General features: G+C 68.9%; 27 protein-coding genes and 1 tRNA gene. 15 read left to right on the top strand and 13 right to left on the bottom strand.

The window, feature by feature from the left end:
* The 3 genes from AVJ23_RS17705 to AVJ23_RS17715 all read right to left on the bottom strand — a co-directional run bounded on the left by AVJ23_RS17705 (position 1) and on the right by AVJ23_RS17715 (position 2,664).
* A complete protein-coding gene (locus AVJ23_RS17705) occupies positions 1–849 on the bottom strand; it encodes a C40 family peptidase (protein ID WP_058863550.1) in 849 nt (282 codons plus the stop codon).
* The gene (locus tag AVJ23_RS17710; RefSeq protein WP_058863551.1) at positions 849–2,222 is read right to left on the bottom strand and encodes a leucyl aminopeptidase family protein; all 1,374 of its coding nucleotides are present in this window, start codon (positions 2,220–2,222) and stop codon (positions 849–851) included. The genes AVJ23_RS17705 and AVJ23_RS17710 overlap by 1 nt, the downstream gene beginning before the upstream one ends.
* 61 nt (positions 2,223–2,283) lie before the next feature.
* Positions 2,284–2,664 carry a hypothetical protein gene (locus AVJ23_RS17715; RefSeq protein WP_240484708.1) on the bottom strand — a complete coding sequence of 127 codons (381 nt, stop codon included), beginning with the start codon at positions 2,662–2,664 and terminating at the stop codon, positions 2,284–2,286.
* 144 nt (positions 2,665–2,808) lie between these two features.
* Between AVJ23_RS17715 and AVJ23_RS17720 the strand changes: the two genes are divergently transcribed.
* Positions 2,809–3,450, top strand: coding sequence for a carbonic anhydrase (locus tag AVJ23_RS17720; RefSeq protein ID WP_058863553.1), 642 nt, complete (start codon positions 2,809–2,811; stop codon positions 3,448–3,450).
* Between the two features lie 14 nt (positions 3,451–3,464).
* Here AVJ23_RS17720 and AVJ23_RS17725 read toward each other — a convergent pair whose 3' ends face one another.
* From AVJ23_RS17725 to AVJ23_RS17730, 3 genes are all read right to left on the bottom strand, one after another.
* Positions 3,465–3,752, bottom strand: a complete 288-nt coding sequence (locus AVJ23_RS17725; RefSeq protein WP_058863554.1) for a hypothetical protein — start codon at positions 3,750–3,752, stop codon at positions 3,465–3,467.
* A gap of 466 nt (positions 3,753–4,218) precedes the next feature.
* Positions 4,219–4,371 carry a hypothetical protein gene (locus tag AVJ23_RS22890; RefSeq protein ID WP_157772703.1) on the bottom strand — a complete coding sequence of 51 codons (153 nt, stop codon included), beginning with the start codon at positions 4,369–4,371 and terminating at the stop codon, positions 4,219–4,221.
* Positions 4,372–4,589: 218 nt separating this feature from the next.
* Positions 4,590–5,612, bottom strand: coding sequence for an aspartate-semialdehyde dehydrogenase (locus AVJ23_RS17730; protein ID WP_058863555.1), 1,023 nt, complete (start codon positions 5,610–5,612; stop codon positions 4,590–4,592).
* A gap of 419 nt (positions 5,613–6,031) precedes the next feature.
* Here AVJ23_RS17730 and AVJ23_RS17735 point away from each other — a divergent pair, with 419 nt between their 5' ends.
* Positions 6,032–7,897, top strand: coding sequence for a polysaccharide biosynthesis protein (locus AVJ23_RS17735; RefSeq protein WP_058863556.1), 1,866 nt, complete (start codon positions 6,032–6,034; stop codon positions 7,895–7,897).
* Between the two features lie 126 nt (positions 7,898–8,023).
* On the opposite strand, the gene AVJ23_RS17740 is transcribed toward AVJ23_RS17735, so the two are convergent.
* Complete coding sequence (locus AVJ23_RS17740; protein WP_058863557.1) at positions 8,024–8,866, bottom strand: LOG family protein; 843 nt, start codon at positions 8,864–8,866, stop codon at positions 8,024–8,026.
* Between the two features lie 72 nt (positions 8,867–8,938).
* Here AVJ23_RS17740 and AVJ23_RS17745 point away from each other — a divergent pair, with 72 nt between their 5' ends.
* The 4 genes from AVJ23_RS17745 (at position 8,939) to AVJ23_RS17760 (ending at position 12,670) form a co-directional block, all read left to right on the top strand.
* The gene (locus AVJ23_RS17745; protein WP_058863558.1) at positions 8,939–9,892 is read left to right on the top strand and encodes a threonine/serine dehydratase; all 954 of its coding nucleotides are present in this window, start codon (positions 8,939–8,941) and stop codon (positions 9,890–9,892) included.
* 423 nt (positions 9,893–10,315) lie between these two features.
* Positions 10,316–11,143: a 2,3,4,5-tetrahydropyridine-2,6-dicarboxylate N-succinyltransferase gene (dapD, locus tag AVJ23_RS17750; RefSeq protein WP_058863559.1), complete on the top strand. Its 828-nt coding sequence runs from the start codon at positions 10,316–10,318 to the stop codon at positions 11,141–11,143.
* Between the two features lie 125 nt (positions 11,144–11,268).
* Entirely contained in the window at positions 11,269–12,315 is a 1,047-nt protein-coding gene (locus AVJ23_RS17755) for a sodium:calcium antiporter (RefSeq protein ID WP_058863560.1), read from the top strand.
* A gap of 31 nt (positions 12,316–12,346) precedes the next feature.
* Positions 12,347–12,670: a DUF8846 family protein gene (locus AVJ23_RS17760; RefSeq protein ID WP_058863561.1), complete on the top strand. Its 324-nt coding sequence runs from the start codon at positions 12,347–12,349 to the stop codon at positions 12,668–12,670.
* Between the two features lie 7 nt (positions 12,671–12,677).
* Here the strand turns inward: AVJ23_RS17760 and AVJ23_RS17765 are convergent, their stop codons facing one another.
* The 3 genes from AVJ23_RS17765 to AVJ23_RS17775 form a co-directional block, all read right to left on the bottom strand.
* The gene (locus tag AVJ23_RS17765; RefSeq protein WP_058863562.1) at positions 12,678–13,382 is read right to left on the bottom strand and encodes an NYN domain-containing protein; all 705 of its coding nucleotides are present in this window, start codon (positions 13,380–13,382) and stop codon (positions 12,678–12,680) included.
* Between the two features lie 65 nt (positions 13,383–13,447).
* Positions 13,448–13,933, bottom strand: coding sequence for a GNAT family N-acetyltransferase (locus AVJ23_RS17770; protein ID WP_058863563.1), 486 nt, complete (start codon positions 13,931–13,933; stop codon positions 13,448–13,450).
* A gap of 48 nt (positions 13,934–13,981) precedes the next feature.
* Entirely contained in the window at positions 13,982–15,094 is a 1,113-nt protein-coding gene (locus AVJ23_RS17775) for an S-(hydroxymethyl)glutathione dehydrogenase/class III alcohol dehydrogenase (RefSeq protein WP_058863564.1), read from the bottom strand.
* Positions 15,095–15,372: 278 nt separating this feature from the next.
* On the opposite strand from AVJ23_RS17775, the gene AVJ23_RS17780 reads away from it, so the two are divergent.
* Positions 15,373–16,281 carry a hypothetical protein gene (locus AVJ23_RS17780; protein ID WP_058863565.1) on the top strand — a complete coding sequence of 303 codons (909 nt, stop codon included), beginning with the start codon at positions 15,373–15,375 and terminating at the stop codon, positions 16,279–16,281.
* A gap of 10 nt (positions 16,282–16,291) precedes the next feature.
* Here AVJ23_RS17780 and AVJ23_RS17785 read toward each other — a convergent pair whose 3' ends face one another.
* The gene (locus tag AVJ23_RS17785) at positions 16,292–17,080 is read right to left on the bottom strand and encodes a glutathione S-transferase family protein (RefSeq protein ID WP_084794719.1); all 789 of its coding nucleotides are present in this window, start codon (positions 17,078–17,080) and stop codon (positions 16,292–16,294) included.
* A 54-nt stretch (positions 17,081–17,134) separates the two neighbouring features.
* On the bottom strand, positions 17,135–17,575 hold the full coding sequence (locus AVJ23_RS17790; RefSeq protein ID WP_058863566.1) for a c-type cytochrome: 441 nt from the start codon (positions 17,573–17,575) through the stop codon (positions 17,135–17,137).
* A gap of 133 nt (positions 17,576–17,708) precedes the next feature.
* Between AVJ23_RS17790 and AVJ23_RS17795 the strand changes: the two genes are divergently transcribed.
* The 4 genes from AVJ23_RS17795 to rlmN all read left to right on the top strand — a co-directional run bounded on the left by AVJ23_RS17795 (position 17,709) and on the right by rlmN (position 22,447).
* Complete coding sequence (locus AVJ23_RS17795; RefSeq protein WP_058863567.1) at positions 17,709–19,370, top strand: Y-family DNA polymerase; 1,662 nt, start codon at positions 17,709–17,711, stop codon at positions 19,368–19,370.
* Between the two features lie 134 nt (positions 19,371–19,504).
* A complete protein-coding gene (gene serB / locus AVJ23_RS17800; RefSeq protein WP_058863568.1) occupies positions 19,505–20,374 on the top strand; it encodes a phosphoserine phosphatase SerB in 870 nt (289 codons plus the stop codon).
* A 240-nt stretch (positions 20,375–20,614) separates the two neighbouring features.
* Complete coding sequence (locus tag AVJ23_RS17805; protein ID WP_058863569.1) at positions 20,615–21,145, top strand: invasion associated locus B family protein; 531 nt, start codon at positions 20,615–20,617, stop codon at positions 21,143–21,145.
* Between the two features lie 117 nt (positions 21,146–21,262).
* On the top strand, positions 21,263–22,447 hold the full coding sequence (gene rlmN / locus AVJ23_RS17810) for a dual-specificity RNA methyltransferase RlmN (protein ID WP_058863570.1): 1,185 nt from the start codon (positions 21,263–21,265) through the stop codon (positions 22,445–22,447).
* A gap of 468 nt (positions 22,448–22,915) precedes the next feature.
* On the opposite strand, the gene AVJ23_RS17815 is transcribed toward rlmN, so the two are convergent.
* Positions 22,916–22,991: transfer RNA gene (locus tag AVJ23_RS17815), tRNA-Trp, on the bottom strand.
* 467 nt (positions 22,992–23,458) lie between these two features.
* Here AVJ23_RS17815 and AVJ23_RS17820 point away from each other — a divergent pair.
* The 4 genes from AVJ23_RS17820 to AVJ23_RS17835 are packed head-to-tail and all read left to right on the top strand — an operon-like array spanning position 23,459 to position 24,491.
* Positions 23,459–23,686, top strand: a complete 228-nt coding sequence (locus AVJ23_RS17820) for a hypothetical protein (RefSeq protein WP_058863571.1) — start codon at positions 23,459–23,461, stop codon at positions 23,684–23,686.
* Between the two features lie 45 nt (positions 23,687–23,731).
* Positions 23,732–23,959: a hypothetical protein gene (locus AVJ23_RS17825; RefSeq protein ID WP_058863572.1), complete on the top strand. Its 228-nt coding sequence runs from the start codon at positions 23,732–23,734 to the stop codon at positions 23,957–23,959.
* A 32-nt stretch (positions 23,960–23,991) separates the two neighbouring features.
* Positions 23,992–24,219, top strand: a complete 228-nt coding sequence (locus AVJ23_RS17830; protein ID WP_058863573.1) for a hypothetical protein — start codon at positions 23,992–23,994, stop codon at positions 24,217–24,219.
* A gap of 44 nt (positions 24,220–24,263) precedes the next feature.
* Entirely contained in the window at positions 24,264–24,491 is a 228-nt protein-coding gene (locus AVJ23_RS17835) for a hypothetical protein (protein WP_058863574.1), read from the top strand.
* Positions 24,492–24,846 lie beyond the last annotated feature (355 nt).

Below are 24,846 nucleotides of genomic sequence, written 5' to 3' on the forward strand. Positions count from 1 at the left end.
TCAGAAAGATGAAAGGGGCGCGTGGATCGGGCGGGCGTGGCCGGTGACCGGGCCGTCGCCCTGGCCCTTGATGCGGGCGATGGCCGAGCCCAGCGGCTCGTAGGCGACGGCCATGTCATGGGCGTTGGCATGCAGCAGCCGATCGGGTCCGGCGACCCAGGCCACGTGGCCCTTCCAGAAGAGCAGGTCGCCGCGCCGGGGCTCTGCGCCCTCGGGCGCGGCCGGGAGCGCGGCCTGCTGCAGGTCGCTGTCGCCGGGGCAGTCGATGCCGCAGGCGGCGAGCCCGGCCTGCACGAGGCCCGAGCAGTCGATGCCCTGGGCCGAGTTGCCGCCCCAGAGATAGGGGGTACCGAGCAGCCGCTCCGCCACCGTGACCGGATCGCGCTCGGGCGTGTCGAGCGGTGCGAGATGCGAGAGGGGCACGAAGCCGCGGGCGGTCTTGGCGAAGCGGCCTTCGGTGTCGCGCAGCTCCAGCAGGCTGCCGAGGCTGAGCCAGCTGGCGCGCGGCGCCTTGATGTCGGGCGCGGTATAGGCATGGGTGGCGCGGCTGGCCACGCGATGGGTGACGGGCGCCGGCGGACCCGCCTCCAGCTGTTCGGAGCGGAGATGGCCGACATAGCCGTCGGCCTCGGCCCGCAGGAAGGCCCAGCCCTCGTGGATCTCGTAGACCGTGACGAGGGCGCCATGCAGCAGCTGCCGGTCGAGCTTGCCACCCGGCGCGGCGCAGAGATCGGCGACAGCGGCGGCGACGCGGTGCTGCCGCCCCTCGGTGAAGCGCTCGGCCTGCACCTGCCCTTTCAGCGCGGGATCGGCGACGCGGCCATTGCAGGGGGTCAGCCGGCGATCCATCAGAGGTCCAGCACCTGCGGCAGCGCGGCGAGGATGGCGCGCGGCCCCTGCCCCAGCCCACCCTTGGGGCGGCCGGGTTCGGGCTTGGGCTGCCAGGCGTAGATGTCGAAATGCGCGTAGCGCCGCCCCGGCGATGTGAAGCGGCGCAGGAAGAGTGCCGCGGTGATCGAGCCCGCGAAGCCGCCCGAGGGCGCATTGTCGAGATCGGCGATGCCCGGTTCGATCATCGCCTCGTAAGGCGCGTGGAAGGGCATGCGCCAGACGGGATCGGCCTGTGCCGCGCCGCCCTGCGCCAGTGCCTGCGCCAGCGCGTCGTCATCGGTGTAGAAGGGCGCGAGATCGGGGCCCACGGCGACCCGGGCCGCGCCGGTCAGCGTGGCCATGGAGATCATCAGGTCGGGATCTTCCTCGTCGCCGAGGCAGAGCGCATCGGCCAGGACCAGCCGGCCCTCGGCATCGGTGTTGTTGATCTCGACCGTCAGCCCCTTGCGCGAGGTCAGGATGTCGCCGGGGCGGAAGCTGTTGCCGGCGACGCTGTTCTCGACCGCGGGGATCAGCAGGCGCAGGCGCAGCGGCAGGTCCAGCGCCATGATCGCGCGGGCAAGGCCCAGCGTGTTCGCCGCGCCGCCCATGTCCTTCTTCATCAGCCCCATCGAGGCGCCCGGCTTGAGGTTGAGCCCGCCCGTGTCGAAGCAGACCCCCTTGCCGACCAGCGTCAGGGTCGGGCCGCGATCGCCCCAGCGCATGTCGATCAGGCGCGGCGCCTGCGCGGCGGCCCGGCCCACCGCGTGGATCATCGGGAAGTCCTGCTCCAGCAGCGCGTCGCCGGTGGTGACGGTGATCCCGGCGCCGAATTCCTGTGCGAGCACGCGGGCAGCGGTCTCGAGCGCCTCGGGGCCCATGTCGGCGGCGGGGATGTTGACGAGGTCGCGGGTCAGGCATTCCGCCGCGGCCAGCGCCTCGATCCGCGGGGCGTCCACCCCCTCGGGCGCAACGAGATGGCGCGCGGGCGCGTCACCGGCGCGGTAGCGGTCGAAGCGGTAATTGGCCAGGAGCCAGCCGAGGCACTCGGTCTCGGGCAGCGGCGCGGTGAGCGCATAGGTCCCCGGCGCGAGACCCGGCAGCGCGGCGGCCAGCGGAAAACGCGTGCGCGCCCGGGCGGCCGCATCGCCATGGCCCGCCACCGCCCCGACCGGGCGGCCATCGGGACCGGGCAGCATCAGCGCCGAGCCCAGCGCCCCGGTGAAGCCGCAGGCCTCGGCCCAGGCGCGCTCGGCCTCGGGGCGGCAGGCCAGCCAATCGGCGCAGCCCGCGCTGTCGATCACGTGAAGGGGCATGGCGTCGGCCGTGGCCTCGGCAAATCTGGGCGGCATGGCGGCTCCTGTCTCTGACGGTGCCGCCAGCCTAACGCCCGCTGTCCCGGCCGCAAGGCCCCTAGATGGAAAAGGCGTCGGTCTCCCATATGTCGATCAGCGAGCGTTCCCCGGTGCGCGCCAGCCGCGCCAGGGTCGCGGCCTCGGCCACGAGGTCGCCCAGTTCGATACAGGCCATCACGTCATGCGCCACGTGGCTGAGGCTGGCCAAGCCAATCTGGTCGGCGATCGCCGCCAGGACGCGCAGGTTCTTGTACAGCTCCTCGCGCGTGCCGCGCCGGGCCTTTTCCTCGATCAGGCACAGCCTGTGTGCCAGTTCCTCCATCGCGCGGCAGACCACGTCCTCGGCCGCATGCGGCCCGAGATCGGTGCACAGCGCCTCGATCTGGTCCCTGTCCATCCGAGGCCGTTCGACCGGCGCGAGGTACGTCACCTCTTTCACAACTCACCCCTCATATCCGTGCCCCCACGGTGGCCGCAGCATGGCAGGGCGAGGTTCCCAATTCGTTAGGTCCGGGGTGGCTTTCCGCGCGCAATTCAATAGAAAGCCGAATAACTCGTTCGTGATCGCCACCAGGAGACCCAGATGGACTTCGCCCGCCCCCTGCCCGCCTTCCTGGTCCAGCGCTACCATGGCTGGAAGGCCACGACCTATGCCGAGAACCGCGCCTGGTACCGGCGGCTGGCGGATGAAGGCCAGCGGCCGCGGGCCATGGTGATCTCGTGCTGCGATTCGCGGGTGCACGTGACCTCGATCTTCGGCGCCGACCAGGGCGAGTTCTTCATCCACCGCAACATCGCCAACCTCGTGCCGCCCTACGAGCCCGACGGCAACCAGCACGGCACCAGCGCGGCGGTGGAATACGCGGTGACGGCGCTGAAGGTGGCGCATCTGGTGGTGCTGGGCCATTCGCAATGCGGCGGCGTGCAGGGCTGCCTGGACATGTGCGAGGGGCGTGCGCCGGCGCTGGAGGAATCCTCGAGCTTCGTGGGGCGCTGGATGGACATCCTGCGACCGGGCTACGAAGCCGTCAAGGAGGCCGAGGACAAGCCGCGCGCGCTGGAGAAGGAGGCGGTGAAGGTCTCGCTGAACAACCTGATGACCTTCCCCTTCGTGCGCGAGGCGGTCGAGGGCGGCCGGCTGTCACTGCACGGGCTCTGGACCGATATCGGCGAGGGCGGGCTGAGCTGCTACGACCCGGCCAGCGACGGGTTCGTGCCGATCTGAGAGTCCTCCGGGGATCAGATCCGCGGCATGGCGTGCAGCGGCGGTCCCAGCCGGGCCATCAGCGCGGCCAGCGGTACGCCGAGGCTGCTGCCGAAGCAAAGCGGGCGGCCGGCCTCGTTCAGGATCACCAGTCGGCCGCGGCGCAACCCGATGCCATAGCCTTTCTGGCGGAAGCGGATGACGATCTCGTCCCAGTCGCGCGCGGTCTCGAGGATCGGCGCGAGGAAGATCCGCAAAAGCGACATGGTTTCACAATCCACCGGGGTGGCGTCGCGGTTGTGGAATTCGGAATGTCGTATCATGGGTGGGCTCCTTGCACTGCCGGTCCAGCCTGCCCGGGCAACTGGGCGAAATTGGGGCCGATCCGGACATTTCTCCACGGGTGTTGCAAGACTTCCTTAACCCTCCGTGCGCCAGGATGGGCCGGTCGTAACCGGGGATGTCGACATGGGCAAGCAGGACGGGCCGGGCCGTGATCCCGGCATGACCGCTCTGGCAGAGCGGCTGGCGGGGGACCTGCGGCAGGCGGGCAGCTGGCCGGAACTGCAGGGACGGCTGCTGATCAAGGGATATCGGCTGACGCTGCGCGACGGGGCACTGGCGGTGGCCGCGAGGCAGGGCGGCGCCGTGCTGTGCCGGCTGCAGGATCTGGGGACCTGTCCGGACGGGTTGCAGGCCCGGTTCGGCCGGCCGTTTCCCGACCATGCACGGCGCCAGCTTGCGCGGCTGCGCGAGGCCCCGATGTTGCAGGGCCCCGCGCGGCGTGGATCAGGCGGCGATGGCGGTAGCGCTCTCGGCGCGCGAGAACAGGCGCTGCCGGGCCGGGCGGCTGCGCCGCTTGCCGTCCAGCGCGCTGAGCGCGCGCAGGCGCCGGGCGCGGACGACGGTGATCAGGGTCTCGGGCGGCGATAGGTCGGACATGGCTCTCTCCTTGTTGTGCCCCGGTTGCCCCGGGGACCTGCCTCGCCCTGCATCAAGCCCGGCCGGGATGGCAGCACCGGGGCGGCGCCAAGGAAATTCGGGCGCGTTTTCGGGGCCGTGGCACATGACCGGGGCAATGCGGGCGATGACCGGGCAGAAGAAAGGCCCGCATCCGGCGGGATGCGGGCCCGATCGGGTCCTCGTCCGTGCCAGACGGCTCAGCCCTTCTTGAGCACCTTCTGGCCCACCGCCTCGGCGATCTGCACGGCGTTCAGCGCCGCACCCTTGCGCAGGTTGTCCGAGACGCACCACAGGTTCAGGCCGTTGTCGATGGTCGGGTCCTGCCGGATGCGGCTGATGAAGGTGGCGAAATCGCCCACACATTCGACCGGCGTGACGTAGCCGCCATCCTCGCGCTTGTCGACGACCATGAGGCCCGGCGCCTCGCGCAGGATGTCACGGGCCTCCGCCTCGTCGAGATGGTCCTCGGTCTCGATATTGATGGATTCGGCATGGCCGACAAAGACCGGCACCCGCACGCAGGTCGCGGTGACCTTGATCGAGGGATCGACGATCTTCTTGGTCTCGGCAACCATCTTCCACTCTTCCTTGGTGGAGCCGTCCTCGAGGAAGACGTCGATATGCGGGATCACGTTGAAGGCGATCTGCTTCTGGAACTTCTTCGGCGGCACCTCGTCCACCGGGTTGTAGACCGCCTTGGTCTGGTCCCAGAGCTCGTCCATGCCTTCCTTGCCCGCGCCCGAGACCGACTGGTAGGTCGACACGACGACGCGCTTGATGCGGGCGCGGTCATGCAGCGGCTTCAGCGCCACCACCATCTGCGCGGTCGAGCAGTTCGGATTGGCGATGATGTTCTTCTTGGCATAGCCCAGAACGGCATCGGCATTGACCTCGGGCACGACCAGCGGCACGTCGGGGTCGTAGCGGTAGAGCGACGAGTTGTCGATCACGATGCAGCCCGCCGCGGCGGCCTTGGGCGCGAATTCCTTGGTCGGGCCGGAGCCCACGGCAAAGAGCGCGATGTCCCAGCCGGCAAAGTCGAAGGTGGCGAGATCCTGGGTCTTGAGCGTCTTGTCACCGAAGGTCACCTCGGTGCCCAGCGACTTGCGCGAGGCCAGCACGGCGATCTCGTCGACGGGGAAGCCCCGCTCCGAGAGGATGTTCAGCATTTCGCGGCCCACGTTCCCCGTGGCCCCGGCGACGACGACTTTATAGCCCATATGGTCCTCCATTGGGTTAGCACGCCGCACCCGGCATGGGGCGGCGCAATTGGCGCGCTGCATAGCCCAGCAAGCCGGTGGGCGAAAGGCCCGTTTCCGAGGGCGCCGTGCAACCCCGGGCGATTCGCGGTGCGATTCGACCGGGGCAGGCGCGCAATTCTGCTTGCAATCGCGACAGGTGCAGCATTTTCGGGCAGCCCCCTGACAATCCTGCCATGAATGGGTGGATTCCCGCCGCTATTCGCAGGTGCAGAAATTCCGTACTTGCCTGATAATTGAGCGGAGTTCTATGAAGAGCGCAGCATTGCCGAACGGAAGACGCGGTGCAGGGCCGGACTGCCATGTCGAATTGCGACAGCCCCGAACACGCCGTGCAACTGCAATTTTGAGCCCATCCACGGGCCGAAGGGAAGTGAGAGATGTTCTACGCGATCGTCACGAGGTTGTCTCGGGCACAGAAACAGCTCATCTTCTCCGCACTCGACCTCCTGATGATCCCCGTATCTTTGCTTGCGGCGGTTTTGCTGCAGGCCTCGGTCTCGCCCAGCCCGGACCTGCTGCGCGGCCTTGCGCCGATCCTGCTGATCCTGGCGGTGGCCGGGTACGGGATCGGCTGGTGGCTGGGGCTGCCGCGGATCAAGCTCAACGCTTACGAGACGCGTGGTATCGTGCGCACGGCCGGCTTCGCCGTGGCGATCGGGGTTCTGGGCTTCGCGCTTGATATGCTGCTTGGCGGAGGATTGCCCACGGGTGCCTATTTCATTTTCACGCTGCTGCTGCTCGTAAGTTGTGCAACCTGGCGGATCTTGCTGCGTCAGGTGACGCTCGGCGTGTACCGCCGCGGCGAGAACCGCATGCGGGTGCTGGTCTACGGCGCCGGCCAGACCGGCCAGCAGCTGGTCGCCGCGCTGCGCCATGACAACGCGATTCACCCGGTGGCCTTCGTCGACGACAACCCCACACTGCAGAGCCAGGTGGTTCTGGGCCTGCGGGTGCATGCTGCCACCAATATCGAGGACCTTGTCGTCGGCAAGGCGATCGACCGCGTGGTGCTGGCGATGCCCTCGATCAGCCAGCCCGCCCAGGCGCGCATCGCCCACCGGCTGCGCAATATCGGCTGCGAGGTGCATGCCCTGCCCTCCTTCGCCGAGCTGGTCGGCAAGGGCGAGCTGCGCCGGCGGGTCTCGCCGGTCTCGCTCGACGACCTGCTGGGGCGCAACCGGCTGGAGAAGGAACTGCCCGGCGTGAGCCATGCCTATTCCGGGCGGCGCATCCTCGTGACCGGGGCCGGCGGGTCCATCGGGTCCGAGCTCTGCCGCCAGCTGATCGCCTGCAAGCCCGACTGCGTTGTGCTGGTCGATCACTCCGAACACGCGCTCTACAATATCGAGAAGGAGCTACGCGACCTCGCCCAGGGCATGCAGATCGTGCCGGTGCTCGGCTCGGTCCTGAACGAGCAATTGATGCGCGACACGCTGCATGATTACGGGGTCGAGGTGGTCCTGCACGCGGCCGCCTACAAGCACCTTCCCATGGTCGAGCGCAACGTGATCTCTGGGCTGCGCAACAACGTGCTCGGCACCAGGATCATGGCCGAGGCTTCGCGCGATGCCGGGGTCGAGCGCTTCATCCTCGTCTCGACCGACAAGGCGGTGCGGCCGACCAATGTCATGGGCGCCTCCAAGCGGCTGGCCGAACTGGTGGTGCAGGATCTCGCCACGCGCTCGCTGGGCACACGCTTCTCGATGGTGCGCTTCGGCAACGTGCTGGGCTCCTCGGGCTCGGTGATCCCGCTCTTCGAGGAACAGATCGCCCGCGGCGGCCCGGTCACCCTGACCGACCCCAAGGTCACGCGCTATTTCATGACCATCTCGGAAGCCGCGCGGCTGGTGCTGCTGGCCGGCTCCTTCTCGCGCGGGGGCGATGTCTTCGTGCTCGACATGGGCGAGCCGGTGCCGATCCGCAAGCTGGCCCGCCAGATGATCGAGGGCGCCGGCTACAGCGTGCGCGACGAGGCCAACCCCAATGGCGATATCGAGATCCAGGTGACCGGCCTGCGCCCGGGCGAGAAACTGCAGGAAGAGCTGCTGATCTCGGCCGACATGCTCACCACGCCGCACACCAAGATCCTGCGCGCGCAGGAAAGCTACCTCTCGGAATTCGAGATGGCGACCGCGCTGAAGGACCTGCGCCAGGCGATCGAGGCACGCGACGAAGAGGCCGCACGGCTGGTCATCGGCCGCTGGGTCGAGCGCGCCGAGCTCGACGAGGTCGCCGAGGGCTGAACCGCCGACTCGCCGGACCGGTAGCCGCCGGACCGCGCGCCCCCTGCCCTTTCATCTTTCCCGAAATACTCCGGGGGCGCCGCAGGCGCGGGGCAGAGCCCCTCGACGCCTGCCATCCCGCACCGCTCAGCGGTCGGGGATCTCCGCCCGGGGCGGCGCCGCATCCCAGGTCTCGATGATCTCCAGCGCCTCCTCGGCCGTCTCGACGAAACGGAACAGGTCGAGATCGTCGGCGCTGATCGTGCCGGCCTCCGACAGCGCCTCCCAGTTGATGATCCGCTCCCAGAAGGCGCGCCCGAAGAGCAGGAAGGGCACGCGGCGCATGCGGCCGGTCTGGATCAGGGTCAGCGTCTCGAACAGCTCGTCCAGCGTGCCGAACCCGCCGGGGAAGACGCAGATCGCACAGGCGCGCACCAGGAAATGCATCTTGCGGATCGCGAAATAGTGGAAGTTGAAGGCAAGATCCGGCGTCACGTAGGGGTTCGGCGCCTGCTCGTGCGGCAGCACGATGTTCAGCCCCACCGACACGCCGCCTTCGTCCGCGGCGCCGCGGTTGCCCGCCTCCATCACGCCGGGGCCACCGCCGGTCACGATGACGCGTTCGCGGTTGCCCGTGGCCTTGGACTTGCGCGTCACCAGCCGGGCGAAATCGCGCGCCTCGTCGTAGAAATGCGACAGCTCGGCCAGGGTTTCGGTGCGCGCGGTATGGCGTTCGGACGGGGCCGGGATGCGGGCCCCGCCGAACAGCACCACGGTGCTGTCGATCCCGTACTGGTCGAGCAGCATCTCGACTTTCTGCAACTCCAGCTGCAAGCGCACCGGGCGCATCTCGTCGCGCAGCAGGAAATCGCTGTCCGCGAAGGCCAGCCGGTAGCTGGGCGAGCGCGTCTGCGGCGTATCCGGTATATGCGCCGCGGTCTCGCGGTCCAGTTGCGCGTCCCGGAACGGGCTGCGGCGGTCCTCGGTCATCGGCCACTCCTTGTTACCACCGTGTCAGGACTATAGCGTCGCGACCGAAAGGGCCAGCGAGGGAGAGACGGGATGGACTGGACGGCAGAGATCGAGGCGGCGGCCGGGCGCATCGCCGGCCACGTGGTGGACACGCCGGTGCTGCAGAGCGACGTGCTCTGGGACCGCCCCGTGGCGCTGAAGCTGGAACAGCTGCAGCATACCGGCAGCTTCAAGGCTCGCGGCGCCTTCAACACGCTGCAATCAGTCGAGGTGCCCGAGGGCGGCGTGGTCGCGGCCTCGGGCGGCAATCACGGCGCGGCGGTGGCCTATGCCGCGCGCAAGCTGGGTTACCGGGCGCGGATCTACGTCCCCGAGATTGCCGGCCCCTCCAAGATCGCCCTGATCGAGCGCACCGGCGCCGACCTGACCGTGGTGCCCGGCGAATATGCCGACGCGCTCTCGATGGCCAAGCGCTACGAGGAGGAACAGGGCGCCATGCAGGTTCATGCCTATGACGCGCCGCAGACGGTGGCCGGACAGGGCACGGTGATGCGCGACTGGGAGGCGCAGGGGCTGGAGGCCGACACGGTGCTGATCGCCGTGGGCGGCGGCGGGCTGGTCGCCGGCGCGCTGGGCTGGCTGGAGGGGCGCCGCAAGGTCGTCGCGGTCGAGCCCATGGCCTGCAACACGCTGGACGCCGCCCTGGAGGCCGGCGCGCCGGTCGACGTGGCGGTCTCGGGCGTGGCAGCCAACGCGTTGGGCGCGCGGCGCATCGGGCAGATCTGCTTCGACCTCGCCCGCGCGCAGGGCACCGAGGTGGTCAAGGTGCCCGACGGCGCGATCCTCGAGGCGCAGAAGCGTCTGTGGCAGGCGCACCGCCTGCTGGTCGAACCCGCCGGCGCCTGCGCGCTGGCCGCGCTGCAATGGGGCGCCTATGTCCCCGCCCCGGATGAGCGCGTGGCGGTGCTGCTCTGCGGCGGCAATGTCTCGCCCGACCCGATGCAGGTCGCCATGGGGGGCCCGGGCGAGGAGAAGAGCCGCTGACCGGCGCGCCCGGCCCTGTCGGCGGGACGCCTCCGGCGGGAGTATTTTCGGAAAGATGAAAGAAGGCGTGTCTGGCCATGGGCTGGTGTGCATCAGACGATATGCGGGCCTTGCATGCGGGGTGAGACGCTGACGGCTGCGTTCGGTCCTGCCGGCGGGCGTCTTTGGGGAAAGCTGAATGGGTGGATGTCAGAGCCCGGGACTGGCGGGGGCTGGTGTCGCGGTGCGTGGAGCTTCGGGACGTCGTCGGGTCCTGCCTTCAGGACACTCGCGGGCGCGCCCGGCCTTACCGAAGGGGCCCGCTGGCAAGCGTGGTTGCTGACAGGGGACAGAGCGGGTGTCGCGGCGGCGTCAAGGCGGGCATTGTCGCGCGGCGGTCCCGCGGCTATAGCGGGCGGCGACGCGAGACACGAGGAGAGGCCCATGTCCAACGCCCAGCTTGAAGCTGCCATCGAAGCCGCCTGGGAGGCGCGCGACACCATCACCTCGAGCACCGGGGGCGAGACCCGCGAGGCCATCGAAGACACGCTGAATGCGCTCGACAGCGGCCAGCTGCGCGTCGCCGAGCGGCAAGAGAACGGCGACTGGCACGTGAACCAGTGGGCCAAGAAGGCCGTGCTGCTGGGTTTCCGCATCAAGGACATGGCGCTGCAGGATGGCGGGCCGCAGGGCTCGGGCTGGTGGGACAAGGTCGACAGCAAGTTCAAGGGGTGGGGCGACGCGGAGTGGACGGCCGCGGGCTTCCGTGCCGTGCCCAACTGCGTGGTGCGCAAATCCGCCTATATCGCGCCGGGCGTGGTGCTGATGCCCTCCTTCGTCAATCTTGGCGCCTATGTGGACGAGGGCACCATGGTGGACACCTGGGCCACGGTGGGATCCTGCGCGCAGATCGGCAAGGGCGTGCACCTGTCGGGCGGCGTCGGCATCGGCGGTGTGCTGGAGCCGATGCAGGCCGGCCCGACGATCATCGAGGACAACTGTTTCATCGGCGCGCGCTCGGAGGTCGTCGAGGGCTGCATCGTGCGCGAGGGCTCGGTCCTCGGCATGGGGGTCTTCATCGGCCAGTCCACCAAGATCGTCGACCGCGAGAGCGGCGAGGTCTTCTACGGCGAGGTGCCGCCCTACTCGGTCGTGGTGGCGGGCTCCATGCCCTCCTCGGGCGGGGTGAACCTCTATTGCGCGGTGATCGTCAAGCGCGTGGATGCGCGCACCCGCTCCAAGACCGGCATCAACGAGTTGCTGCGCGACTGAACGCGGAACCGGCGCGGCGGCCCCGCGTTCCCCCTGTCTTGACACAACAGACAAGGGGGACCGCCGTGCCGCGCCGCAATCCTGTATCGAACACCCGGTCCCCGGCACAGGCGGGGGGCTGAGCCGTGCTGGCCGATCTCTCCACCTTGTGGCTGATCGCCGTCTCGGGCCCGGCCGGGCTGGCCGTGATCCTTGCCTCGATCCGCGCTACCGCCCTGGCCGACGTGATCGCTGACCGCACCCGGATCGGCGAGGCGATGGCCGGCGGCATCGTTCTAGGCGGGGCGACCTCGCTGTCGGGGATCGTCGTCTCGGTCACTGCCGCCTCGTCGGGCGATGCGAGTTTCGCGGTCTCGAACGCGGTGGGCGGCATTGCCGCGCAGACGCTGTTCCTGGCGCTGGCGGATCTGTTCTACCGCGGCCCCAACCTCGAACACGCGGCCGCCGAGCCCGCCAACCTGCTGCAGACTGTGCTGCTGATCGGCTTCCTGAGCCTGCCCGTCGCCGCCATGGCCGGGCCCGACGTGGCGGTCTGGGGGGTGCACCCGGCCTCGGTCGTGATGGCGCTGGCCTATGTGGGCGGCGTGCAGATGGTCGCCAAGATGCGTGACGACCCGATGTGGCGCCCGGTGCGCACCTCGGCCACGCGCCGCGACGAGCCCGAGGATGCCAGCGAGGCCGGCAAGCCGGTGGGCAAGCAGGTGACGCTCTTCGCCGCGCTGGTGGCGGTGATGGGCGTCTCGGGCTGGATCATCAGCCAGGCCGGCGCCGTCTTCATCGACCGGTTCGGTCTGTCCTCGAGCCTTGTCGGCGCGCTGGGTACGGCGGTCGTGACCTCGCTGCCCGAGCTGGTCACCACGCTGACCGCGGTCAAGCGCGGCGCGCTGCAACTGGCGGTGGGCGGCATCATCGGCGGCAACACCTTCGACACGCTGTTCCTTGTCTTCTCGGACGTGGCCTATCGGGACGGCTCGATCTATCACGCGGCCAGCGCCAACGACCTGTTCTGGCTGGCCACGGGGATGTTGATGACGGTGATCCTGCTGGCCGGGCTGATCCTGCGCCAGCGCGAGGGGCCGGCCCGGATCGGGGTGGAATCCATGCTGATAATGGCGGTCTACGCGGTGGCGGTTTGTGTCGAGGTCTGGCTGCGCGGCGGCACGGGCTCTTGACAGCGGGGACGCGGACGGCGACAGGGGCGGCATGGCAAAACCCAGATCGAAACAGGATGTCTACACGCTGCTGGTCGAGGTCGGCCGCAGGTCCGGCGACGGGCTGCCCGACGGCGCGACCGGCGCGGCGCTCATGTGCTACGCCTCGGGTGTGGACGAGGCCGAGGCCGTGCGCGAGACGGTGGCGATCCTCAAGCAGGCCGAGATGGCGCCGCTGGACGTGACCGGTTATGGCACCCGCGCCGAGCGCGAGGCGCAGGGCCACGAGATCGACGCCGAGGAAGCTGCCCTGATGGACCGCGCCCTGGCCGAGAACGCGGTGATCGTGGCACAGGTGACGCCCTTTCACGATTGAGCGCCGCTCAATCCACCCGGCGGACCAGAAGCTGGTTGTTGGCGGCGCGCTTGGTCTCGAAGACCTTGAGTTCACCCACGAGGTCGGAGAGCTTGCGCTTGCCATAGGTGCGGGTGTCGAAATCGGGATTGGCGGCGGTGATGACCTGGCCGATATCGCCCAGCCGGTACCAGTCGTCATCCTGCTCGATCGCGTCCATCGCCTTGAAGATCAGGTCGCGCGCCTCGGTCATGTCGCGATCCTTCTTGGGCTTGGCCGTGGCGCCCTTTTCCGGCGCGCCGTCGAGGTTTTCCAGGAAGATGAAGCGCTTGCAGGCCTTGCGGAAGGCGTCGGGTGTCTTTTCCATGCCCATGCCGTAGACATCGAGCCCCTGTTCCCGGATCCGGCTGGCCAGGCGGGTGAAATCGCTGTCCGAGCTGACCAGCACGAAGCCGTCGAAACGGCCGGTCAGCATCAGGTCCATCGCGTCGATCACCAGGCTGATATCCGAGGCGTTCTTGCCCACCGTGTTGGCTGGCGAGTGCAGCGGCACCAGCCCGAAATCGGCCTGCACCTTGGACCAGCCCGCCATCTGCTGCGAGGAGAAGTCGCCATAGCAGCGCCGCACGCTGGCCTCGCCCAGAATGGCGATCTCGTCGAAGATCGCCTTGGTGTATTTCGGCGACGTGTTGTCGGCGTCGATCAGGACGGCGAGAAGCTTGGTATCGGCCATGGAACCCCCGGTTGCCAGCGGCGCCACCCTAGCGCCTTGGCCGCCGGGATGCGAGGGGCCTCACGTCAGGTCAGCTCGCGGAACATGACCAGCGCGTCGATCAACCCCTCGCGCGGATGGCGGAAGGCCCGCGGCAGCCGCCCCACCGTCCGGAAGCCCGCGCGCTGCCAGGTGTCGATGGCGCGGGTGTTGGTGGCGAGGACGAAGTTGAACTGCATGGCGGCAAAGCCGAAGCCCGGGGCGACCGCCAGCGAATGGGCCAGCATGGCGCGTGCCACGCCACGCCCGCGCGCCGCCTCGGCGGTGATGTAGCCGCAATTGCACACATGGCTGCCGCCGCCCTTCTGGTTGCGCACCATGTAATAGGTGCCCAGCAGGGTACCTGCATCCTCGACCACGAAGACCCTTCGCTCGGGCCCGGTCCAGTAGGCCAGCGCGGCCTCGGCCGGGATGTCGGGGTCGATCGCATAGCTGTCGCCCGACCGGAAGACGGGCAGGATCATCCCGGTGACCGCCGAGGCATCGGCGGGGTCGTAGTCGCGGATCAGCATTCTGTCAGCCCTGGACGCGGCGGGGCGGGGTCGCCCCGACCCTCTGGATCAGTAGACCACGACGGCGCGGATCGACTCGCCCGCGTGCATCAGGTCGAAGCCCTTGTTGATCTCGTCGAGGCTCAACGTGTGGGTGATCATCGGGTCGATCTCGATCTTGCCGTCCATATACCAGTCGACGATCTTCGGCACGTCGGTGCGGCCGCGCGCGCCGCCGAAGGCCGTGCCGCGCCAGACCCGCCCGGTGACCAGCTGGAACGGCCGGGTCGAGATCTCGGCCCCCGCCGGCGCCACGCCGATGATGATCGACTCGCCCCAGCCCTTGTGCGCCGATTCCAGCGCCGCGCGCATGACCTGCACGTTGCCGGTGGCGTCGAAGGTGTAATCGCCACCGCCGCCGGTCAGCTCGACCAGATGGGGGACCAGGTCGCCCTCGACCTCGTCGGGATTGACGAAATCCGTCATGCCGAACCGCTCGGCCATCTCGCGCTTGGCGGGGTTCAGGTCGACGCCCACGATCTGGTCGGCGCCGGCCAGCCGCAGGCCCTGGATCACGTTGAGCCCGATGCCGCCCAGCCCGAAGACGATGGCGCGGCTGCCGATCTCGACCTTGGCGGTGTTGATCACCGCGCCGATGCCGGTGGTGACGCCGCAGCCGATATAGCAGACCTTGTCGAAGGGCGCGTCGGGATGGATCTTGGCCAGCGCGATCTCGGGCAGGACCGTGTGGTTGGCGAAGGTCGAGCAGCCCATGTAATGCAGGATCGGCGTGCCGTCGGGCATCGAGAAGCGCGAGGTGCCGTCGGGCATCAGCCCCTGGCCCTGGGTGGTGCGGATCGCCTGGCAGAGATTGGTCTTGGGGTTCAGGCAGTATTCGCATTCGCGGCATTCGGGCGTGTAGAGCGGGATCACGTGATCGCCGGGCTTCAGGCTGGTCACGCCGGGGCCCACCTCGACCACCACGCCGGCGCCCTCATGGCCCAGGATCGCCGGGAACAGCCCCTCGGGATCGGCGCCCGACAGGGTGAACTCGTCGGTGTGGCAGATGCCCGTCGCCTTGATCTCGACCAGCACCTCGCCCTCGCGGGGGCCGTCGAGATTCACTTCCATGATTTCCAGAGGCTTGCCCGCCTCCAGCGCCACTGCCGCCCGCGTCCGCATGTCATGTCCCTTCGTCGAAAGCCGTTTGCCCAACACTGCGGCATGCAGCACCCGCTCGCAAGCCCCGGAGAGCGACGTTCCGGTCGCGGGCCATGCGCGGACGGGGCCGTGTCCCAACTTGCCGCGCAGACGTTCCGAAACGCAGTGTTTCCGGCAAAACGGCTGCAATCATGTCGGAAATCGGGCCGCGATGTGGCAGTTTACCCAGGGTGACCCTGCGAACGGCTCGGATGCCGGCGCGGGACGGGGCAGGACACGCAGATCGAAGGGGACATCACATGCCGGACTATTCCAAGGTCTTCACCTACGAGGTGGAGGGGCTGTCATATACGGTCTCTCTCTACGAGGAGAACGGGGTCGTCATGGGCGATATCGAGGTTCTCGAAGGGGCGATGGACGTGAATGCCGTCTATTTCGGGGATGACGAGTTTTCCGGGCCAAGTGCCTCGCTGGGCGGACCGCTCAACATGAACGGGGCCCGGCTCGACGGCGAGAAGATCCAGTGGGATGGCACGGCGGTGGAAAAGAGCGATCCCGGCCTCGGGCCGGACGGCACCGACAAGGAAACCTATGTCGAGGCCGGCGACACCCTGACCGTTTCGCTGGAAGGGGTGGCGCTTGATGATATCGACGTGCTCGGGATCCGCGCCACGTCGACCACGACGGAAGAAGGGTCGATCAAGGCCGTCTCGGACGATCCTGAAGAACCGGAGGATCCCGAAGAGCCGGAGGACCCCGAGGAGCCGCTGCTCGAGAAGGTCCTCTTCGGCACGCAGCTGGACGAGGCTGGCGGCGTGATTGACGGGGTCGCCATTGTCGGTGAGCCGCGCGAAGGATACGAACTGTCGCTTCCCGAGGGGCAGGAGCCGACCTTCGAGAACTACCTGTCCTTCTACGAGAACGATGTGGATGGCTACGACGTCGCCTCGCTCCAGACGATCAAGTTCTACGAGTTCCACCCCGACGGCTACCCGGTCGAGATCTTCAGCATCGACGCGCCCGAGGACGGCTTCCAGAGCTCGGAAGAGGTGCTGGCCGCCTATGACGAGGCGATCGAGGCCGGGGCGCTGGAACCTGCGCAGGAGGGCGCGGAACTCATGGCCGCGCTGAGCCTGGAGGAGACCGGCGAGGAGACCGAGACCGTCGAGGAAGAAACCGCGTCGGAGGAGGACCTGGAGGTCGCCTGACGGGTAACCCTCAGACCAGCCCCAGTGCGGCATCGCTGGCCGGCGGCCCGTACTTGTCGCGCGGCGGCCAGGGGCGGTCGCGCCAATGCGGCGTGAAGGCAAAGCTCGACACGCGGCGCCCTTCGGGCAGGGCGCCGTTTCCGGCACCGAGCGCGTAGTCGTAGTAGAGCTTGACGATCTCCTCCTCGCTGACCTGCTGCGCGGCAGGATGCGCCAGGCAGGCATCGCGCCAGCGCCGGACGCGGGCATAGTCCGGCTCCTCGGGCAGGGCGTAGCCCTCGTAATAGTCGAGGAACCGGAAGCGCATGAAGAGCGGCGTGAACACCGCCTCGGCCAGCCCGAAGCGGTCGAACAGGAAGGGCCCCTCGGGCGCGTGGTGCTGCAGGAAATCGTCGAGCTGCCGGTAGAGCCCGTTCAGCTTGTCCACGTGGGCGGGACGCGCGTCAGGGTCCTGGTTCATCACCATCCGGTAGCCCGCGGCGGTGAAGGGCCCTTCCTGCGCGATCAGCATGCTCTCGACGGCATGCTCGAACGGGTCGCTGCGCCGGACGGGCGCGCCCAGCTGTTCGTCGAGATAGCGCAGGATGACCAGGCTTTCCTTCAGCACGCGGCCCTCGGCGGTCTCCAGCACCGGCAGGGCCGTGGTGCCGCGGGTCTTGCGCAGCAGCTCGGGATCGCGCGGCCGGGTGATGTCGACCACGCGGAAGCGCACGGCATCGGACAGGCCCTTGAGCGCCAGCAGGATCTCGAGCCGTTGCGAGAACGGGCAGACGGGGATGTGATGGATGACGGGGGTCACGGGCGGTCCTCCTGCACGGGCATGGCAGGACGGTGCGCCGATCCGGCCCCGCCGTCAATCGGCCTTGCGGAAGCGTTCGTGGCAGGCCGAGCAGCTCTGGCCCAGCGGCCCCAGCCCGGCGCGCAGCGTGTCGAGGCTGCCCGTGTCCAGCGCGGCGGCGGCCGTGCCCATCTGTTCTGCCGTGGCAACGAATCGCGGCCAGTCGGTCCAGATCGCGGGCAGCGCCTCGGTCTTGGGATCGGTCTCGGGCGCTTCGAACCGGGCCGGGATCTCCGCGGCATGGCCGACCAGCGCGGTGCGGGCCGCCTCGGCCGCCACCGGGTCGAACCCCGTGCGGCCGCGCGCCATGTTGCCCAGCACCGCCATCGCGTCCTTGACCTCGACCATCAGGTCCATCCGCGCCTTCACGGCCGGGTTCTGCACCCCGCCATGGGCCAGCACCGCGCCGGCGGCACAGATCGAGAGCAGAAGCACGGGCAGACGGCGCAAGGGCATGGGCGGGATCTCCTCGGAACAGGGGGGACGGGGTGGGGGCAGGCTAGACGGTCCCTGCGCGACAGGCCAGCCCCGGACTCGACTCCGGCGGATGCAGCAACTAGAACAAAGCAGGAACAACGCTGCTGCCCCAATGTCCAATCGTCGAATCCTCTCGCTCTGGTTTCCCCGCCTCGGCGCCGAACGGCTGATCCGGGCCGAACCGCATCTGGCCGGGCGGCCGGTGGTCTCGGTGCAGGAGGACGGGCCGGCCCGGCGGCTGGCCGCGCTGTCGGCCGAGGCCACGCAGGCCGGGCTCTATCGCGGCCAGCCGCTGCGCGATGCCCATGCCATGTGCGCCGCGCTGGTGGCGCGCGCCGCCGATCCCCGGCAGGAGGCCGCCTTTCTCGGCGCGCTGCACCGATGGGCGGGCAAGTTCTCGCCTTGGGTCTCGGCCCAGCCGCCCGACGCGCTGGTGATCGACCTGACGGGCTGCGCGCATCTCTTCGGTGGCGAGGCGGCGCTTTGCGCGCAGGTGACGCAGGATTGCGCCGACCTCGGCCTGACGGTGCAGGCCGGCATCGCCGACACGCTGGGTGCGGCCTGGGCGCTGGCGCGCTTCACCGCGCAGGCGGCCGAGGGGGCGGGCGGGCGCTCGGGCGATGCCATCGACCAGGAGGCGCGCGCCACCCGCGCCCGCGCCGGCAAGCGCCGGCACTGGGAACGCGGCGGGGCGGCCCCGACCGGGCCGCAGGGCCCGCTGCCCGAGGGCGCCATCGCCGCACCGGGCAAGACATGGGGGGCGCTCTCGCCCCTGCCGGTGGCCGCGCTGCGCCTCGAGCCCACGGTGGTCGAGCAGCTGACCCGGCTGGGCCTGCGGCGGGTCGGCGACCTGCTGGGCCAGCCGCGCGCCGGGCTGGCCCGGCGCTTCGGCCGGGGCCTGGTCGATCGGCTGGACCAGGCGCTGGGGGCGGCGCCCGAGCCGGTCTCGCCCGCCGCCCCGCCCGAGCGCTTTGCCATCCGCATCTCCTTCCCCGACCCGATCGGGCTGGAAGAGGACGTGGCCGAGGCGGTCTCGCGTCTGCTGGAGCGGCTCTGCGCACGGCTGCGCGCGCGTGGGCGCGGGGCGCGGGCGCTGCGGCTGGAGGCGCATCGCGCCGATCACGCCATGCAATGGGAGACGGTGCTGACCGCGGTGGCCAGCGACGATCCGCACCGGCTGATGCCGCTGGTGCGGCTGAAGATCCCGGCGCTGGAGGCGGGGCCGGGTTTCGACATGCTGCGGCTGGAGGCGGTGCGCCACGAGGCGCTGCATGCCCGCACCGTGGCCGGGCATCTCGAGGCGGCCGAGCAGGGGCGGCAGAAGCTGGGCGGCGATGCCGGGCTGGACGACCTGATCGGCCGGCTGGGTGCGCGGCTGGGCATGGAGGCGATCACAAGGCGCCATCCCGGGTCCAGCCACCTGCCCGAGAAGGGCGCGCAGGTGCTGGCCGCGGCCTGGGCGGGGCCCGCGCGGGACTGGCCGGTGCCGGCCGCGCCGCGCCCGCTGACGCTCTGGCCGCCGGAGCCGGTCACCGCGCCCGACAGCCCGGACCCGCCCGAGCGCTTCCGCTGGCGCGGCCGCGACTGGGAACGCAGCGGCGCCGAGGGGCCCGAGCGGATTGCGCCGGAATGGTGGCTGGACGAGCCCGCCTGGCGGTCCGGCGCGCGCGACTATTGGCGGCTGGAGACCACGCGGGGCGACCGGCTGTGGCTGTTCTACGCCCATGGCGCGGCGCTCTCCCCGGGCTGGTTCTGCCACGGCGCCTTTGCCTGAGCGTCCCCGCGGCCACGGGGCGAACAAGATTTTTAAGGAAAAATCTTGCAAATTTCGTCGACGAAATTTGGCCCTCTGGCCAAGCGCGCGCCCCCGTGCCAGAAGCCGGCGCAAGGTTGCACGGGAGAGGCTCCATGGTCATCGCATCGCTCATCGCCGCACCCGGGGCGCTGGACCCGGCGCTTGTCGACAGCCTGCGCAACGCGTTCGGCGGCGGTGCGGTCGACTGGCTCTCCCCGGACGAGGCGGCCGAGTTCCCGCTGCCCGCCCGGCCGTCGAATTTCGACGCGGTGCGGGCCGAGGTCTCGGGCCAGGTCGATCTCAACCTGCTGCCGGCCGAGGGGCGGCGCAAGCGCATGCTGCTGGCCGACATGGACAGCACCATGATCCAGCAGGAATGCATCGACGAGCTGGCCGAGGCGGCCGGGGTGGGGGCGCATGTGCGCGACATCACCGCCCGCGCGATGAATGGCGAGCTGGATTTCGAGGGCGCGCTGGTCGAGCGGGTGGCGCTGCTGCGGGACCTGACCGAGACGGTGATCGACGAGGTGATCGCCACCCGCATCACCCTGATGCCCGGCGGGCCCGCGCTGCTGGCCACGATGCGCGCGCAGGGCGCCCATTGCGCACTGGTCTCGGGCGGGTTCACCGCCTTCACCGCCCGCATCGCGGCCCGGCTGGGCTTTGACGAGCACCGCGCCAACACGCTGCAGGCCGAGGACGGCAAGCTGACCGGCACCGTCGCCCGGCCGATCCTTGGCCGCGCGGCCAAGGTGCAGGCGCTGGAGGAGATCACGACCCGCCTGGGCCTGGAGCCCGGGGACGTGCTGGCCGTGGGCGACGGGGCCAATGACCTGGGCATGCTGGGCCGTGCAGGCCTTGGCGTGGCGCTGCATGCCAAGCCCTCGGTGCAGGCGCAGTGCGCGGTGCGGGTCAACCATGGCGACCTGACCGCGCTTCTGTTCCTGCAGGGCTACGCCCGTCCGGATTTCGCGACACCATAGGCCGGCCGTCCCGCGGGCGATCGCAGGCAAGGCGCGCGGCGTCGGGCTGCTGAACGGGGTGGCGCCGGGCGGGGCAGGCCGCTCAACTCTCGGCGATTATCTGCCAACGGGGCTTTCACGCGGTCGATTTTTCAGGCTATTGTCCCGCCGTCGAGAGTAAATGCCCATGCGTGACGCCAAGGATCGGGACAGGCCCCGGCGCCGCGTGGCAATGAGGCTGAACAGCTGGAGGCTGCAGGTATGAAGTCAGGTCTGGGGCGGTGGATCGGTGCGGGCATGCTGGCCCTCGCGGCCGGAATCGCCGGCGCGCAGGAAAGCAGCGAGAACCGCGTCGATTCGATGACCGACTGGTCCGTGTTCGAGGGCAACAGCCCCAAGGAATGCTGGGCCGTCACCACCTATCAGGAAAGCGTGAACACCAAGGATGGCCGCGTCGTGGCCGTGACCCGGGGCGAGATCCTGCTGATGGTGTTCTTCCGCCCGGGCGCCGAGGTGCAGGGCCAGGTCGCATTCACCGGCGGCTACCCGTTCGCCAATGGCTCGACCGTGAACGTCAATATCGGCGGCACCGAGTTCGAGCTCTATACCGAGGGAGAATGGGCCTGGCCCGCCACGCCGCAGGATGACACCAAGCTCATCACCGCGATGAAGCGCGGCGCCGATGCCGTGGTCACTGCCATGTCGAGCCGCGGCACCAAGACCCAGGACACGTTCTCGCTTCTGGGCTTCACCGCCGCCTTCGAGGATGCCGAGCGTCGCTGCAGCAGCTGAGCCGCGCCGGGGCCTCTGCGCCGTCCGACACCGCCACGAGGGCCGATGCAGATCGGCCCTTAAATTTTGCCTGCGAATCCTGTATCCAGCAGCCTTCTTCGACAAGGATGCCCTCTCATGACCGCGACCGCGCCGATCACGCAAGATGTGCTGACCCTGCCCCGGAAACGGCCCGAGGGGCCGGTCAACCTTGTCGGGTTGACGCGCGACCAGCTGCGCGACGCGCTGCTGCAGGCCGGCACGCCCGAAAAGCAGGTCAAGATGCGGGTCAACCAGGTCTGGCAGTGGATCTACCACTGGGGCGTGCGCGAGTTCGACGCCATGACCAACCTGTCCAAGGCCTATCGCGCGCTGCTGGCCGAGCATTTCACCATCGCGCTGCCCGAAATGGTCTCGCGCCAGGTCTCGGCCGACGGGACGCGCAAGTATCTCGTGCGGATTGCCGGCGGGCACGAGGTCGAGGTGGTCTACATCCCCGAGGCCGATCGCGGCACGCTGTGCATCTCGAGCCAGGTGGGCTGCACGCTGACCTGTTCCTTCTGCCATACCGGTACGCAGAAGCTTGTGCGCAACCTGACCGCGGGCGAGATCGTGGGCCAGATCATGCTGGCGCGCGACGATCTCGAGGAATGGCCCGCCCCCGGCACCGGGACGGGCGAGTCGGGCCCGCGCCTTCTGTCGAACATCGTTCTGATGGGCATGGGCGAGCCGCTCTACAATTTCGACAACGTGCGCGACGCGATGAAGATCGCCATGGACGGCGAGGGCATCGCCCTGTCGCGCCGCCGCATCACCCTGTCGACCTCGGGCGTGGTGCCCGAGATCGCGCGCTGCGCCGAGGAGATCGGCTGCCTGATGGCGGTCAGCTTCCACGCTACCACCGACGAGGTGCGCGACAGGCTGGTGCCGATCAACAAGCGCTGGAACATCGCCACGCTGCTGGATGCGCTGCGCGAGTACCCGCGCCTGTCCAATTCCGAGCGCATCACCTTCGAATACGTGATGCTGAAGGACGTGAATGACAGCGATGCCGATGCACGGCGGCTGGTCAAGCTGATCTCGGGCATCCCCGCCAAGATCAACCTGATCCCGTTCAACGAATGGCCCGGCGCACCCTACGAGCGCTCCGACTGGGCCCGGATCGAGCGCTTTGCCGATATCGTCTACAAGGCCGGCTACGCCTCGCCCATCCGCACCCCGCGCGGCGAGGACATCATGGCCGCCTGCGGCCAGCTCAAATCCGCCACCGAACGCGCGCGCAAGAGCCGCGCCCAGATCGCCGCAGAGGCCGGTCAGGGCTGAGTGGGCGTCACATTGGGTTGGCGCAGCTGCGGCGCGACGCCCTGGCCCTCTTTCTTGTGCGTTGACTGCATTGGCGGCCTTTGCTGTCGGCGTTGACTCGTCCGCGTGTCAGCAGGCTTGCCAATGCATGTGCAGGGTCCTTGAGGCTGGACAGGACCCCAGCGCGCGACACACGCGTCCCTCAGAGCAGTACTTAGGCAGTTGGCAGGAACGGCTTCGGGCGCCACGACGCATGTACCTTCAGCCTGAGCGGTTCCCTGACTGATCCACAGGAGACGCAGGACAGAGGCGCGGTCCGGGCGCGTCACGCCAAGCTACAAACCCTGCGCAATCCGCTTCGCCACGCGCCGGATCTGTCTTGGCGCCTGACCGCACAGCCAGCTGGGCTTCTACCACTCGACCCCCCACGCACGCCTACCGCGCCATAGTTCGAGCGGGCACAACCTGTCGTGACACTGTCTAGAGAATTGGCAGGGGCAGCAGGGTTCGAACCCGCGACCTACGGTTTTGGAGACCGTCGCTCTACCAGCTGAGCTATACCCCTTCAGGCCGTGTCGTGGGGTACGCCAAGCTGCAGCCGAAATCAAGACCCTCCGGGCAACTTGCCGACAGGTCAGGACGATTTCCTGTCACGACCTGCTCGCAGTGGCTCACGCGGTGGCGCGCCGGATGAAACATCGCGGCGGCGCGCGGGGAAAATTCGCGGTCACGACCTTGTGTCTCACGCTGCAATGCCGCCCGAACGCACCTTTCCGACACGCGCGCCCGAGGGGCTGTCAGGGCGCTATGGCCCACAAAACCTGACCCGAACCAACTCTGTGCATCCATGCACAACACCCGGTGAAAACGCAGCAAAATCAAGCACAAATCGGTGTGAGCAAGGTGCGAGATTTTCGTGAATTCCATTTCCCGGGGTGGCTCCCAAATGTGTTTGCACCGGACGGACACACCGTCCCGCACACTTCCCTGCCCCGGCATTCCGCCGGGGTCCCACATCGAAAGGAGACCAACATGAACCGCATCATCGCAGCCGCCCTCGTCGCCTCCGCCGCCTTCGCCGGCACCGCTCAGGCCATGGTCAACACCATCGACGCCGTCCGCCACGAAGTGCAGACCTATGCGCCCGGCGCCGATCTCGACGGCCTCAGCTCGGCCCAGGTCGCAGCGCTGCAGTCGATCATCCATGGCGGCGACACCGAGAGCGAAAAGCGCACCAAGATCCGCAACATCGTGAACTGAGCGCTCGCGCCAGCCCCCCTCACACAGATCCCAAAGGAGACCAACATGAACCGCATCATCGCAGCCGCCCTCTTCGCCTCCGCCGCCTTCGCAGGCACCGCTCAGGCCATGGTCAACACCACCGACGCCGTCCGCCACGAAGTGCAGACCTATGCGCCGGGCGCCGATCTCGACGGCCTTAGCTCGGCCCAGGTCGCAGCGCTGCAGTCGATCATCCATGGCGGCGACACCGAGAGCGAAAAGCGCACCAAGATCCGCAACATCGTGAACTGAGCCCCCTCACACAGATCCCAAAGGAGACCAACATGAACCGCATCATCGCAGCCGCCCTCGTCGCCTCCGCCGCCTTCGTCGGCACCGCACAGGCCATGGTCAACACCACCGACGCCGTCCGCCACGAAGTGCAGACCTACGCGCCCGGCGCCGATCTCGACGGCCTCAGCTCGGCCCAGGTCGCAGCACTGCAGTCGATCATTCATGGCGGCGACACCGAGAGCGAGAAGCGCACCAAGATCCGCAACATCGTGAACTGAGCGCTCGCGCCAGCCCCCTCACACAGACACCAAAGGAGACCAACATGAACCGCATCATCGCAGCCGCCCTCGTCGCCTCCGCCGCCTTTGCCGGCACCGCTCAGGCCATGGTCAACACCACCGACGCCGTCCGCCACGAAGTGCAGACCTATGCGCCCGGCGCCGATCTCGACGGCCTCAGCTCAGCCCAGGTCGCAGCGCTGCAGTCGATCATCCATGGCGGCGACACCGAGAGCGAGAAGCGCACCAAGATCCGTAACATCGTGAACTGATGATGTTGCCCCCATGCCCGCGCGCCGTCTCCCGGGCGCGTGGGCATCTTTGCGGCTGCACAGGGCCGCGCCATTGATTTTCCGATTTCGACCCTGACGACCCGCCTTTCGCCTCCGGCGAAACGCGGGTTTTCTCTGGCCTGCCCCACCCCAACAGACTGCCGGGCACAGCCATACCGCCCGCGACGTTGGCGCTCTGCGATCTCGCACCTGTCGGGGGACACGCGCCAGCCCCTTCGGCCAGCAAGGCACAAAAAAAGGATGGGTGCGGGCACCCATCCTGTGTTTGCGTGGTCCGGGCGCCGCTTGGGCGCCCGGGGGTCGCGATTACTCGATGATCTTCGAGACGACGCCC

The sequence above is a fragment of the Pseudoponticoccus marisrubri genome, from assembly GCF_001482405.1.
In the GTDB taxonomy this organism is placed as follows: domain Bacteria; phylum Pseudomonadota; class Alphaproteobacteria; order Rhodobacterales; family Rhodobacteraceae; genus Pseudoponticoccus; species Pseudoponticoccus marisrubri.